The organism is Aureimonas sp. N4 (assembly GCF_001463925.1).
Taxonomy (GTDB): Bacteria; Pseudomonadota; Alphaproteobacteria; order Rhizobiales; family Rhizobiaceae; genus Aureimonas; species Aureimonas ureilytica_A.
Genome location: NZ_BBWS01000018.1, coordinates 1 through 12,368 on the forward strand (window position 1 = coordinate 1; position 12,368 = coordinate 12,368).

Consider the following 12,368-nt stretch of genomic DNA (forward strand, 5'->3'; position numbering starts at 1 on the left):
TTCTAGTGGCCGTTCTCTCCTGGACCGCCGTCAGCCGTCGCCTCGCCCCGCGCGAGGCCGGCCGCCCCTTCTCCCTCCGCTTCCTCTCGGGCCGATCGCATGGATGAGCGTTCCCTTCCCTCAAGCGCGCCAGTCGCCGTGACACCCGTCGCACGGCTTCACCGCGATCTCGCATCGGTTCGCGATCTCTGGCTCGCCTGCGAAGCGCAGGGCGTCTGCAATGCCCATCAGCGCTATGACTGGATGGCGCTGGTGGTGGAACATCTTCTGGCGCTGGACAAGTCCGAACCTCTCATCGTGGAACTCCGCGACGCGGCGAGCGGCGCACCGATCCTGCTCCTGCCGCTGGCGATCAGGCGCAAGGCGGGCCTGACGGAGATCGTGCCTCTCAGCGCGGGCGTATGCGACTATACCGCGCCGGTCCTTGCCCAGCCCGTCGCCTACACGGCCGAGGAGGCCCGGCGCTTCTGGCTGGCGGTCCGTGCCGCATTGCCGAAGGCGGACCGGCTGCGTCTCGATTCGATCCCGCATGAGATCGTGCCCGGCATTCCCAACCCGCTGGCGCTCGTCGATGGAATTCAGGACTCGGCGCTATCGGTATCCGGCATGGCAACACCCGGCCCCGCCGACACGCTGGCGGCCAGGGTCTTCCGCCCATCCTTCGTCAAGCAGGTCGGCAAGACGCGGCGACGGCTGGAGGCGTTGGGCACGCTGAGCTTCGAAGTGGCTCGAACGCCGGCCGAGGTGGACGCTATGATGGACCAGCTGCTGCATCTGCGGCTCGCACGGTTTCGTAAACTTGGGCGCTTCGACATTCTGTCGAGCCCGGCCTACGGCCAGTTCTACCGGCAGGCGGCTCACGAGGGGCTTTCCGGCGGCTCGGCGCAGGTTATCGGCCTCAAACTGGATGGCGATTGCCTGGCGCTGATGCTGAACCTGGTCCACCGGGACGTGGCCCATGGCATTCTGATCGCCATGGATGACGAGCGCGCACGCAACACCGCGCCCGGCCTCTTCATGATCAGCCTGGCCATCGAACAGGCCTGCCGCGAGGGTGTCACCTATTTCGACTTCTCGGTCGGTGGCCAAAGCTACAAGCAAAGCGTGGGGGCTTTGAGTCGCCCCTTCTTCCGTCTGGAAGAGGTCTATTCCTTGCGCGGCCACGCCATGGCCCTGGCCGACAAGGGCGCCGAAGAACTGCGCGCGCGACTGAAAAGCAACGGGGCGCTTTATGGCCGCCTGCGCTCCTGGCGCGGCAAGCTCCGCCGTCTGAGCCACCGTCCTGCGGCGAACACGGCACCGGACAAGCCGCGCGCTCCCGACAGCGACTGAGGTGCGCGCGGTTGCCGTGTCGGCAACCGCCGGTGTCATTCTGCCGGCCTCACTCCACGGTCGCAGCCGGCAGCACGAGCCGCGCTTCCAACCCGCCCTCGCCTGCTCGGCCGAACTCCAGCCGGCCGCCGTAAAGCTCCGCGATTTCGGCCGTGATCGGAATGCCGAAGCCGTGGCCGGGCTGGCTTTCGTCCAGCCGGCGGCCGGGCTGGCGCACCGTCGCGATCTCGGCCTCCGACAGGCCCAGCCCGTCATCCCCGATGCGGATAAGCACCTCGCGCCCCTGGCTCCCGGCGTCGAACGTCACGAGGCTGCGCGCATGGCGGCGCGCATTGTCGAGAAGATTGCCGAGCATCTCGTCGAGATCCTCCCCGTCTACGCCGGCCGGCAGCGTCTCGGGCAGGCGCGCCTCGATGCGCACGGCCTCGTTTTCGCGGAACTTATCGAGCATGGCGGCGAGATCGCGCCCGTGGCGCGCTACATCGGCCTGCCGGCGCGTGCCGCCCAGCGCCGCCGTGCGGGCACGGCGCAGGTGATGGCGAATGCGCCGGTCCATGAGGTCGAGGAGGCCCAGCATTTCGGCCTGCCGCTCGCCCGCGTCGAGGCGCTCGGCGGCCGCGCTCAAGGTGGCGAGCGGCGTCTTCAGGCCATGGGCGAGATTGGCGACATGCAGCCGCGCCTGACGTAGATGCGCGGCATCCTGCGCGATCAGCGCATTCAGCTCGTCCACCAGCGGCTTCAGCTCGGCCGGTTGCGGCCCCTCGATCCGCTCGCGCCGCCCCTCGCGCACGGCCTTCAGCGCGCCGCGCAGATGCTCCAGCGGCAGAAGGCCGAAGCGCACCTGAAACACGATCGCCCCGATCAGGAGGAGGCCGAGACCTGCGAGCGTCAACGCCACGGCGAGGATCGCGTCGCGCAGGGGCGCGCTCAGCGCGCCGCGCGGGGCGGTCACGTCGATGCGGATGTTCTCGCCCTCGCGCTCGAACCGCAGCGAGCGCACCAGAAGTTCCTGGCCGTCCTCGTCCTGGGCCGGACGCAGACGATGGGGGGGGCCGTCCTCGTCTTCGGGGTCCGGCATGTCGAGCGAGCGAGGGCCGAGCGAGCGGGACGAGGCCATCTCGCGCCCGTCCACGAGAATGCGCCAGTACCAGCCCGAGCCCGGCCGGTCGAAGGGCGGCGGCTCCGGGCCGAACCGGTCGAAGCTGTTATCGCGCCCCGGCTTGGCGTCGCCCGATGGCCGGCCCGGCCGGGGTCGTGGATCGTCTTGGGTCAGCGCCGCGCGCAGGGTCGAGAGTTGCAGATCGAGCCGCGTCGCCACCTCCGCCCGCACGATGCCCTCCAGAACATGGGCGAGCACCAAGCCGGTCAAAGGAATGGCGACGAGAACGAACAGCACCGCCGAGGCGACGAGACGCGCGCGCAACGAGCCGCCGAACAGACGGGCGAACCGACGAGAGAAAGGCCGGTGGGTCAAGCGATGCGCGGGCGGCGGAGCGAGAGGAGGACGGGCCTCGGGGTGCGGGTGCGGAGCCGTCATGCCACGCCCGCCCCTTCGGCCGTCAGCCGGTAGCCGAGGCCCCGCGAGGTCTCGATCATGCCATGGCCGATCTTGCGTCGAAGCCGCGCGATGATGACCTCGACCGAGTTGGAATCCACCTCCGCATCGCCCTCGTAGACGCGCTCGATCAGGTCGGCGCGTGGCACCACCACTTCCTTGCGCAGCATGAGGCAGGAGAGAACGCGCCATTCCAGCGCGGTGAGCTTGAGCGGCAAGCCGTCCTTCTCGAACGTGCCGACCTGCGCGTCATAGCTGATTGGCCCGCAGGTGATGCGCGCATCGGCATGGCCGCGCGAGCGGCGCACCAGCGCGCGCAGGCGCATCACCAGTTCCTCGACGCGGAAGGGCTTCACCAGATAATCGTCGGCCCCCGCCTTGAAGCCCTGCACCTTGTCGCTCCAGCCATCCCGCGCCGTCAGGATCAGAACGGGCAGCGAGCGCGCGGCCTCGCGCCAGCCGCGCAGCACCTCGATGCCGCTCATATCGGGCAGGCCGAGATCCAGAACCGCCGCGTCGTAAAGCTCGGTGTCGCCGAGATGCAGCCCGTCCTCGCCATTCTCGGCATGATCCACCGCGAAGTTCTCGGCCCTCAGCGCCGCCGCGATCTCGCCGGCGAGAGCGGCATCGTCCTCGACAAGAAGCACGCGCATCGGATCGTCCTCTTTTTTTGCGGCTGCAAGGGTGCCCCCGCGCTAATCCCGGCGGCTGAACGGAACCTGAACCACGTGGTTCAGGAGGGGTTTCGTGGCGTCTCGTAAAAAGCCTCCATCCGCCACACGGAAAGGACTTTCGAAATGCCCCACAAGCTGTCCCTCAAGCGTCGCCTCGCCCTCGCGGCCCTCGCCGCCCCCGTTCTGGCCGGCTCAGGGCTGGCCTATGCGCAGGCCCCGGCCGCGCCGCAAGCCACCCCGGTGAAGGTGAACGAATTGCGCGACATGAACACGATCCGCCTCGACGGGCGCGTCACTGATGTCTTCGGCAACCGCTTCGTTCTGGAAGACGCGACCGGCCGCACGCTGGTGGAACTCGGGCCGCGCGGCGAGAATGGTGCGCTGGTGAAGACGGGCGACACGGTCAGCGTGGAGGGCGCCTTCCGGGGCGGCGAGGTTCGCGCCGATGCGATCAGCGTCGGCGGCGGCGAGCGCGTGGCGCTGGAGCGCCCCCGCCCCGATCGCGGCCCCGGCCGGGATGGACCGGGACGGGACGGCCCCGAGCGCGGTGGGCCGGGCCGCGAGGGACCGGGGGGTCCCGGTCGCCATGGCCCCGGCCATGATGGCCCGCCGCCCCCGCCCCCGGGCGATCGTGCCGAGCGCGACGGCCGCTGGTTCGACTTCGGCTCGGTGGACAAGGACGCCGCGGCCAAGGCCCTCGCGGATGCCGGCTACAAGGATGTGACGCTGGTGGACGCCAAGCGCCATCATGCCGAGTTCACCGCGACGGACGCCGCCGGCCAGCGCTGGGATCTGAAAGTGGACGAGAACAACGCCATCGCCGAGCGCGAGCCCTATGTGGCCCCGCTGGACGAAGCGGCCACCAAGGCCGCGATCGAGAAGCTCGGCTACACCTATGTCGGCGACTACGAAACCGGCCCGCGCCATGTCGCGGCGGAAGCCAAGGACAAGAGCGGGCGCGACGTGACGGTCGAGCTGAACTTCGACGGCACGCTGCGCAAGGAGCGTTTCGAGGGCTGATCGGCTCTCTCCGTTCGATCCGACGAAAGGCCGGCTCCCTCGGGGGCCGGTCTTTTTTCATGCCCCGTCGCGAGGCAGCGCCCCGAGTTCCGTCAGCGGCGGGAAAAGAAGCGCCACGCAAAGGCCGGGTTCGCCGTCCGACACATCGATCCTCGCCTCGTGCAGGTCCGCAATGGCGCTGACCATGGCAAGGCCGAGCCCCGTGCCCGGCGTCGTGCGGCTGCGGTCGAGCCGGTAGAGCCGGCGGAAGATCGCCTCCCGCTCCTCAGCCGGGACGCCCGGCCCGTCGTCGCGCACGCTCAGGATCACGGCCCCGCCCTGCGCGCCGAGCCGGACATCGATCTTTGCCGGAGCCGGCACGTGGCGGATGGCGTTCTCGATCAGATTGGCGAGAAGTTGCGTCAGGAGTTCGCCATCGCCCTGGATGGAGAGACCGGGCTCGATGCGCGCGTCCAGCCTGTGCCCCTCGTCCAGCGCGACCTCGCCATAGGTGTCGCAGACATTGTCCACGAGCTTCGAGAGGTCGAGCGGGCGAAACCGCGCGCGGCGTGCACCGGCCTCGACCTGTGCGATGCGCAGGAGCGCGTTGAAGGTCTCGATGATCGTGTCGCTTTCCTCGATCGCCTCCTCCATGGCGCGCTCGAAGCGGGCGGGCTCGGGTCTCTGGCGGGCCATCGTGTCCAGCCGCTGGCGCAGCCGGGCGAGCGGCGTGCGCAGATCGTGCGCGATATCGGTGGAAACCTGCCGCAGGCTCTCCATCAGCGTCTCGATGCGCGACAGCATCCGGTTCACGTCACCCGACAGGCGGTCGATCTCGTCGCCCCGCTTCGTCACGGGCAGGCGAAGCTCGAAGCGCCCGGCGACCACCTTGTGCGTGACCTCGGCGATCTCGTTCAGCCGCCGCGCCGGCTCGCGGCTGAAGACATAGGCGCTGACCATGGCCACCAGCGAGATCGCCACGCAGCCCAGAAGCAGGCAGGCCAGCATGATCTCCTGGATTTCATGCAGCACATGCGAGTTGCGCCCGGCCAGAAGCCGATAGGGCCCGATCTCGCGCCCGAACGAGAAGAGCCGCACCTCGTCGTCGCTATTGGTCGCGGCGGCGTCCATCAGATCCTGGCTGAGATGCAGCACCTCCTCATTGACGAGTTGCTGGTTCCAGCCCTCGCGCCAGAGCACGGGCGGGATATTGCCTTCAAGAAAACTGCCGTCCGGGGCCAGAAGCAGGAAGAAACTGTCTCCCGGCGCGCCTTCCGAGCGCTCATGCACGCTGTGACGCAGTTCCGCCTCGCCGCCCTCGCGAAAGGCGGATTCGAAGACGGCCATGTCATGGTCGATCTCGCGCACTGAAATGCCGCGGATTTCGTGGGTCGCGACCGCGTAGGTGAGTCCCATGATGGCCGCGACCGCCAGAATGAAGATCAGCGTATAGGCCAGCGCCAGCCGATAGGTCGTGGTGCGCAGGACCGAGAAGCCGGAGCCGCGCTCCCCCGTGCGCTCACGCATCCAGAAGATAGCCCGAGCCGCGCACGGTGCGAATCATCTCGCTGGCGAAGGGCCGGTCCACCTTGGCGCGCAGCCGGCTGACATGGGTTTCCACGACATTGGTCTTGGGGTCGAAATGGAAGTCCCAGACCCGCTCCAGAAGCATGGTTCGCGTCAGCACCCGGCCGCGATTGCGCATCATATATTCCAGAAGTCGGAATTCTCGCGGCTGAAGCTCGATCGAGGTCCCTGCGCGCGAGACGGAGCGCGACAGGAGATTGACCTTGAGGTCTCCGACTTCCAGCGTGGTCTCTTCCCGCCGCCCCGGCGCGCGGCGCATCAGGGCGTTGAGGCGCGCCATCAGCTCCGAAAAGGCAAAGGGCTTCAGGAGATAATCGTCCGCCCCCGCTTCCAGACCTTCCACCCGGTCGTCCACCCCGCCGACGGAGGTGAGGAAGAGGACGGGCGCATTGCGCCCGGCCGAGCGGAGCGCGCGCACCAGCGACAAGCCGTCGAGGCGCGGCAGCATCCGGTCCACCACCAGCGCGTCGTAGCTGCGCGTGCAGGCGAGTTCGAAGCCGGTCATTCCGTCGGGCGCATGGTCGATCTCATGCCCTTCCTCGCGCAGGCCCGCGCCGACATAATCGGCGGTGGAGCGATCGTCCTCGATCAGAAGAACCTTCATGCCGGACTCCGATGCGCCATGAGGCGAAAGCGGGTCGCCTCCCGACGCAGTGCCACCCATCGACTTCCCCGCCCGGCTTTGCGGCAGCGCGTGTCGCAGCGGCAAGACAAAGGACGGCGCTCGTAGCTTCTATACGAAACTGTATAGAAGCCGCGAAGGCGCAACGTCACAAAACTGATATGGAAGCGGACTTGCGAGCATGGTTCGCCGCCGCTCGCCGCGAGACCGATCCTACCCCTGTGCCGGATGTCCATGCGCCTTCATCGCCCCGTCATCGGCAGCGTCTCGCTGTCACTTCTCACGGCCGCCTTTCTTCTTGTAGGGCCGAACCAAACCTTCTGGCGCAAGGGGCTCGAATATTTTTCCGGGCATCTCGACAAGCTGGTCTGGCTCGGGCTCGGGCTGTTCTGCCTCTTGTCGGCGATCCTCGTCATCGTCTCGGTGAAATATGTCATCAAGCCGGTCCTGATCGCGCTCGTTCTCGTGGCCGCTTCCGCCTCCTACTATGTGAACACGTTCGGCGTCCTGATCGATCGGGAGATGATTCAGAATGTCGCGCTGACGACAACGAGCGAGGCCAAGCATCTCTTCACGCCCAATCTCATCCTGCATCTCGTTCTGTTCGGTCTCCTGCCTTCGCTCGCCATCGCCTTCGTGCGGGTGCGCCATCGCCGGTTTCCCGCCAAGCTCCTCTACAACACGCTGACCGTCTTCGCCCTTCTGGGCGGCGCGGCGCTCGCGACATTCCTCAACTACTCGGCCTTCGCCTCGACCTTCCGCCAGCATCGCGATCTGATCGCGAGCCTCAACCCGAGCGCCCCCGTGGTCGCCGCGTTCCAGTTCGCCTCGCGCGAGATGGAGGACCGCAACCTGACGCCCGCCCCGCTGGGCACGGACGCCGCCAAGGGGCCGCTCATCGTCAAGGCGGGCAAGCCGGTGCTGACCGTCTTCGTCGTCGGCGAAACGGCGCGCGCGCAGAATTTCGGGCTGAACGGCTACGAGAAGAACACCACGCCGGAATTGGCCGCGCGAGGCGTTTTCAACTTCTCCAACGTGTCGAGCTGCGGCACGTCGACGGCCGTGTCCGTGCCCTGCATGTTCTCGAACTATCCGCGCCGCGACTATTCCGAGCGCAAGGCGCATTCGACGGAAAACCTGACGGACGTGCTCACCCATGCCGGTGTGAAGGTCGAATGGTACGACAACGACACGGGCTCCATGCGCGTGGCCGAGCGCATCCCTTACGAGTTCCTGCCTGCCACGAACGACCCGCGCTTCTGCTCGGGCGGCGAGTGCCATGACGAGATCCTGGTGGATCGGCTGAAGCGCGCCCTGCCGAGCGTCCAGTCCGACACGGTGATCGTGCTGCATCAGCTGGGCAGCCACGGCCCGGCCTATTTCGAGCGCTACCCCAAGGACTTCGAGCGCTTCCAGCCGGCCTGTCAGACGGCGCAGTTCGCCGATTGCGAGCGCGCCGAGATCGTCAACGCCTATGACAACACGATCCTCTATACCGACCATGTCCTGTCCGAAATCATCGATACGCTGAAGGGCGAGGACAGGCTTTCGACCGCGCTGTTCTTCGTGTCCGACCATGGCGAGTCGCTGGGCGAAAACGGGCTCTATCTTCACGCCGCGCCCTATTTCATCGCGCCCTCGACGCAGACCCATGTGCCTCAGGTCGCCTGGTTCTCGCAGAGCTATCAGACCGCGTTCGGGATCGACACGTCCTGCCTGAAGGCTCGCGCTAGCGCAGATCTCTCGCACGACAATGTGTTTCACACGATTTTGGGCTTGATGGACGTTTCGACCTCGGTTTACAGCCGTGAGCTCGATGCCTTCGCCCCGTGCCGTGGCACGGGAAAGACCCTCGCCTCCATCGGAACTCGCCCATGAGCCTCGATCTTTCGCTCGACCGGACGGCGGCGCCTCAAAAGAAGCGCGGCGCGGGCCATCTCTTCGCGGCCGCGCGCTATTCCTTCGGCGGCTTCCGCCGCATTCTCGGAGAAACCGCCTTTCGGCACGAGCTGATGGCGGGCGGCGCGCTGCTCGGCGTCTTCGCGCTGATCGGGGCGAGCCCGCTCGACTTCCTCGTGCAGATCGTCCTGATGCTGGTGCTCATGGCCGGCGAGGCGCTGAACACGGCGATCGAGGTGATCGTGGACCGCGTGTCGCCGGAGATTTCCGACTTCGCCAAGCAGGCCAAGGATCTCGGCTCGTTTGCCGTCTTCTGCCTCATTCTCGCCAATTGCGGCTATGGCGCCGTGGTGCTGCTGCGCGCCTTCTGACGCCGAAAGCCGCGCCAGAACAAGCGCTTGCCGGGTTCCGGGCGCGCACACGCGTCCGACACGCTCCGCAACATTTCGGAAATCTCGGTCACAAAACGTAACGAGGCGGCCCCACTGGTGTCTCCCAAAGAGCGCAGATTCCGTTCGACCCACAAGGACGATCGGACATGGCTTCAGCGAAGACCCACAGCTTTCACCCTCTGACCCGTCTTGCCCGGCGCTTTGCCGGTCAGGCGCTTCTGTCGGGCTCGGTCATGATCGCGCTGAATGCCGCGTCCCATATCGATCTTGGACTGGGCGATGCGCCATGGCCGGGCTTTGCCGAGGAAGCCGCGCAGAGCGAGCCCCAACGAGAGGCCATGGTGCTGCCGGGGCTCGACAGCGGAGTCATGAGGGCCAGCGACACTGAGACGACGCCCATAATGACCGCCAGCGTGAGCAAACCCGTGCGCGAGGCGCGGCTGCCGGTTCCCGCCCGTGTGTTCGGGCCGGTCGCAGAGATGCAGTCGCAGGCCGAAGCCAAGCCCGCCGCCGCGCGCCCTTCCCCGCCGGTTCGGCTGGCAAGCTTCGACGCAGCGCGGAAGGACGGTGTGCTTCTGTTCGACCAATGCGCGCCGGCCTGCGAGTCCCGCGATCCGCTGCTGCATCGCAGCATCGCGAAGGCCGCGCGTCGCCCGGCGACGCCGGCCCGCACGCGCCTCGCCGATCTCGAAGCGTCAGCCCGCGAGATCGTGGCCGATGCCGAGACGCAAGGCCCCGCTCGTCCCGCACGGCAGCCGGCCGAAGCCGCGCCCGGCCTTCTCACCCGTTCACTCTCCGCCGCGTGGGACACGGGCCACGCTGCTGCCGGAAGCTTGGCCCGCCTCGTCAACTGGTAGGCTCGAAGCGGGGGAGGTTCACCACCTGCCGCAGGCCGCCGCCCTCGCGGTTCTCGATGCGGATCGTGCCGCCGTGCCGCTCCAGGATTTCATGCGCGATGGCAAGGCCGAGCCCTGCGCCGCCATGGGTCTTGCGCCGTCCCGCATCGACCCGGAAGAAGGGCTCGAACACGCGCGCCAGAAGCTCGGCCGGGATGCCCGGCCCGCGATCCTCGACCACGACGCGCCAAGCCTCGCCTGAGCCTTCCAGGCGCAGCACCGCGCCCCCGCCATGCGTCGCGGCATTGTCGATGAGATTGCTGAAGGCGCGTTTGAGCGCGAGGCGCTGGCCCCTCACGAACCCGCTCGCCGCGCCGCCCTCGAACCGCACCAGGCGCCCGATCGCGCCGAGTTCCCCCGCGATCTCGCCGAGCAGCGCCAGCAGCTCGACGGGCTCGGGCGGGTCGGCAGCCACTTCCTCGCGCACGAGGCGGATGGCGCTGTCGGCGATGGCGTCGAGTTCGCCCAGATCCCTCAGCCAGGCTTCGCGCTCCGCCTCGGGCAGAAACTCGGCGCGAAGGCGTAGACGCGTCATCGGCGTGCGCAGATCATGGCCGGCGGCGGCCACGAGGCGCATTCGGCTCTCGGTCGCCGAGCGGACCCGCTCCGACAGGCGGTTCAGCGCCTCGGCCGTCGCGCGCAGTTCCGCCGGCCCTTTGGGCGTGAGCGGGGCCAGCGTTCCGTCCGGGCGCACCGAGGCGGCGGCCTGTTCCAGAACGCGCAAGGGTCCGGTGATCCGCCGCGCGGCCATCAGAGCCACGGCGATCGCGCCGAGCGTCACCAGCGAGAGATAGGAGACGAGCGGGCCGATGGGCGAAGGCGGCAGGCCGGGATAGTGCAGGAACATCCATGTCCCGTCGCGGAGCGGCACGGCGATGCGGAAGTGCCGGCCGTCCTCGCTGGAGACGACACGCACGTCCAATTCCTTACCCTCGGTCCGGAGCCGCCGGGCCAGCTCCGCGCTCGGTTCTTCGTGAACTTCGCGGGCACGTGGCTCCGGGCCGGTCTCGATGCCCGCTGCCCGCGCCTTCGCGCCTGAGCCTTCGGCGACGCGCAGAGCCAGCGACACGCTTTCGGCGAACATGCCTTCGAAATCGGCGGAGTCGTCGTGGTCCAGAATCTGGAAGGTCACAACCGCCGCCAGAACCACGACGCCGACGATCGCCCCGACGAGAAGCAGCGCCAGCCGGTTGCGCAGCGACACCATGGCTCAGACCTTCTCGACCGGGGCCGCGAACTGGTATCCGCCGTTGCGCACCGTCTTGAACAGGCGAAACACCCCGTTGTCGCCGATCTTCTTGCGAAGCCGGCTCATGGTGACGTCGATCGTGCGATCGAACGGATCGGTGGCGCTGCGCCCGTGCAGAAGGTCCATCAGCATGTCGCGCGACAGGACGCGGCCAGGTCGCTCCAGAAAGATCACCAGGAGATCGAACTCCGCGCCCGTCAGATCGACGTCCTGCCCCGAACCCTCGTCGCGCACGCGGCGTGTCGCGGTGTCCAGATGGAAGCTCTCGAAACGGTAGCGCGGCGCGGGAGCCACCGCCTCGCTCCCCCGGCCGCCGCGCCGGAGCACGGCGCGAATGCGGGCCACCAGTTCGCGCGGGTTGAAGGGCTTCACGAGATAATCGTCGGCGCCCAGTTCTAGTCCGATGATGCGGTCGATGTCTTCCTTGAGGGCGGTCAGGAGAATGATGGCAAGGTCGGGCGTGCGGTCCTTCACCTCGCGGCAGAGATCGAGCCCCGAGCCATCCGGCAGCATGACGTCGAGCACCACGAGATCGAACGTCTCGGCGGCCAACCGGCTTTCGCAATCGCGCCGATCCGCCGCCAGCCGGATCACGAAGCCTTGATCTTCCAGATAGCGCCCGAGCAGGTGCCGGATGTCGGCGTCGTCGTCCACCACCAGAAGTTTGATGCCCAAGCTCATCCGCCTTGCCTTCGCTTTGGAGGCCGTCCCTTACTCTCGTTAGCGCGGTTTGGCCGTGGCGGAACGGATCTTTTTGTTGCGAAACCTTGCTGGCGGCGTGACGCGCGACAATCCGCCCGCGCAACGCTCCCCCGCGTCGCAGCCCGCCAAACGCAGCCTTTGCCCTCGCCGCGACGATGGCACGCGCCCGGTCACGTCCCGCCTACCGATCCCCGGACTCGTCATTTCGCGGATGCGGCCGATATGCCCCCGTCCCTGCGGCCATCCGCACCCCTCCCTGGAGCTCGGCACCCCCTTGAAGAAACCCATCTCCTTCTTCGTGCATCATCAGGGGCGTGGACACGCCAACCGCACCATGGCGCTCGTGTCGGAATTTGCGAAGGACCGGCCGGTCTCGGTGCTGACGGCGGGGCCGCATCTGTTCGACGGGTTCGGGCGCGACATCGAGATCGTGCCCCTGCCCAACATGATCGGCGCAGGCG

Annotated in this window: 11 protein-coding genes and 1 pseudogene; 6 read left to right on the forward strand and 6 right to left on the reverse strand. The window is 67.8% G+C overall.

Going from position 1 to position 12,368, the window contains the following annotated elements:
- Nucleotides 1-99 precede the first annotated feature (99 nt).
- On the forward strand, nt 100-1,332 hold the full coding sequence (locus AUL28_RS06100) for a GNAT family N-acetyltransferase (RefSeq protein ID WP_062231014.1): 1,233 nt from the start codon (nt 100-102) through the stop codon (nt 1,330-1,332).
- A 49-nt stretch (nt 1,333-1,381) separates the two neighbouring features.
- Here the strand turns inward: AUL28_RS06100 and AUL28_RS06105 are convergent, their stop codons facing one another.
- Entirely contained in the window at nt 1,382-2,806 is a 1,425-nt protein-coding gene (locus AUL28_RS06105; protein ID WP_062231015.1) for a sensor histidine kinase, read from the reverse strand.
- Nucleotides 2,807-2,865: 59 nt separating this feature from the next.
- Nucleotides 2,866-3,540: a response regulator transcription factor gene (locus tag AUL28_RS06110; protein WP_062231016.1), complete on the reverse strand. Its 675-nt coding sequence runs from the start codon at nt 3,538-3,540 to the stop codon at nt 2,866-2,868.
- Between the two features lie 144 nt (nt 3,541-3,684).
- Here AUL28_RS06110 and AUL28_RS06115 point away from each other — a divergent pair, with 144 nt between their 5' ends.
- A complete protein-coding gene (locus tag AUL28_RS06115; RefSeq protein ID WP_062231017.1) occupies nt 3,685-4,581 on the forward strand; it encodes a hypothetical protein in 897 nt (298 codons plus the stop codon).
- A gap of 57 nt (nt 4,582-4,638) precedes the next feature.
- Here AUL28_RS06115 and AUL28_RS06120 read toward each other — a convergent pair whose 3' ends face one another.
- Both AUL28_RS06120 and AUL28_RS06125 read right to left on the reverse strand, forming a co-directional pair.
- The gene (locus AUL28_RS06120; protein WP_062231018.1) at nt 4,639-6,087 is read right to left on the reverse strand and encodes a sensor histidine kinase; all 1,449 of its coding nucleotides are present in this window, start codon (nt 6,085-6,087) and stop codon (nt 4,639-4,641) included.
- The gene (locus AUL28_RS06125) at nt 6,080-6,751 is read right to left on the reverse strand and encodes a response regulator transcription factor (protein ID WP_058600026.1); all 672 of its coding nucleotides are present in this window, start codon (nt 6,749-6,751) and stop codon (nt 6,080-6,082) included. The genes AUL28_RS06120 and AUL28_RS06125 overlap by 8 nt, the downstream gene beginning before the upstream one ends.
- A gap of 252 nt (nt 6,752-7,003) precedes the next feature.
- Here AUL28_RS06125 and AUL28_RS06130 point away from each other — a divergent pair, with 252 nt between their 5' ends.
- From AUL28_RS06130 to AUL28_RS06140, 3 genes are all read left to right on the forward strand, one after another.
- Nucleotides 7,004-8,647: a phosphoethanolamine transferase gene (locus AUL28_RS06130; protein ID WP_062223485.1), complete on the forward strand. Its 1,644-nt coding sequence runs from the start codon at nt 7,004-7,006 to the stop codon at nt 8,645-8,647.
- Nucleotides 8,644-9,039 (forward strand): diacylglycerol kinase, encoded by a 396-nt coding sequence (locus AUL28_RS06135; protein ID WP_058600025.1) that lies wholly within the window; start codon nt 8,644-8,646, stop codon nt 9,037-9,039. The genes AUL28_RS06130 and AUL28_RS06135 overlap by 4 nt, the downstream gene beginning before the upstream one ends.
- A 167-nt stretch (nt 9,040-9,206) precedes the next feature.
- Nucleotides 9,207-9,917: a hypothetical protein gene (locus AUL28_RS06140; RefSeq protein WP_062231020.1), complete on the forward strand. Its 711-nt coding sequence runs from the start codon at nt 9,207-9,209 to the stop codon at nt 9,915-9,917.
- On the opposite strand, the gene AUL28_RS06145 is transcribed toward AUL28_RS06140, so the two are convergent.
- Both AUL28_RS06145 and AUL28_RS06150 read right to left on the reverse strand, forming a co-directional pair.
- Complete coding sequence (locus AUL28_RS06145; RefSeq protein WP_062231022.1) at nt 9,907-11,163, reverse strand: ATP-binding protein; 1,257 nt, start codon at nt 11,161-11,163, stop codon at nt 9,907-9,909. The genes AUL28_RS06140 and AUL28_RS06145 overlap by 11 nt on opposite strands.
- A 3-nt stretch (nt 11,164-11,166) precedes the next feature.
- Nucleotides 11,167-11,886 (reverse strand): response regulator, encoded by a 720-nt coding sequence (locus AUL28_RS06150; RefSeq protein ID WP_062231024.1) that lies wholly within the window; start codon nt 11,884-11,886, stop codon nt 11,167-11,169.
- A gap of 295 nt (nt 11,887-12,181) precedes the next feature.
- On the opposite strand from AUL28_RS06150, the pseudogene AUL28_RS06155 reads away from it, so the two are divergent.
- Nucleotides 12,182-12,368, forward strand: a pseudogene (locus tag AUL28_RS06155) (glycosyl transferase); the annotation flags it as partial.

What these genes read in the sequence shown, in the direction of transcription:
- AUL28_RS06145 (WP_062231022.1), bottom strand. Translation starts at nt 11,163, where the DNA reads ATGGTGTCGCTGCGCAACCGGCTGGCGCTGCTTCTCGTCGGGGCGATC.
- AUL28_RS06120 (WP_062231018.1), bottom strand. Translation starts at nt 6,087, where the DNA reads ATGCGTGAGCGCACGGGGGAGCGCGGCTCCGGCTTCTCGGTCCTGCGC.
- AUL28_RS06140 (WP_062231020.1), top strand. Translation starts at nt 9,207, where the DNA reads ATGGCTTCAGCGAAGACCCACAGCTTTCACCCTCTGACCCGTCTTGCC.
- AUL28_RS06115 (WP_062231017.1), top strand. Translation starts at nt 3,685, where the DNA reads ATGCCCCACAAGCTGTCCCTCAAGCGTCGCCTCGCCCTCGCGGCCCTC.
- AUL28_RS06110 (WP_062231016.1), bottom strand. Translation starts at nt 3,540, where the DNA reads ATGCGCGTGCTTCTTGTCGAGGACGATGCCGCTCTCGCCGGCGAGATC.
- AUL28_RS06125 (WP_058600026.1), bottom strand. Translation starts at nt 6,751, where the DNA reads ATGAAGGTTCTTCTGATCGAGGACGATCGCTCCACCGCCGATTATGTC.
- AUL28_RS06135 (WP_058600025.1), top strand. Translation starts at nt 8,644, where the DNA reads ATGAGCCTCGATCTTTCGCTCGACCGGACGGCGGCGCCTCAAAAGAAG.
- AUL28_RS06100 (WP_062231014.1), top strand. Translation starts at nt 100, where the DNA reads ATGGATGAGCGTTCCCTTCCCTCAAGCGCGCCAGTCGCCGTGACACCC.
- AUL28_RS06150 (WP_062231024.1), bottom strand. Translation starts at nt 11,886, where the DNA reads ATGAGCTTGGGCATCAAACTTCTGGTGGTGGACGACGACGCCGACATC.
- AUL28_RS06130 (WP_062223485.1), top strand. Translation starts at nt 7,004, where the DNA reads ATGCGCCTTCATCGCCCCGTCATCGGCAGCGTCTCGCTGTCACTTCTC.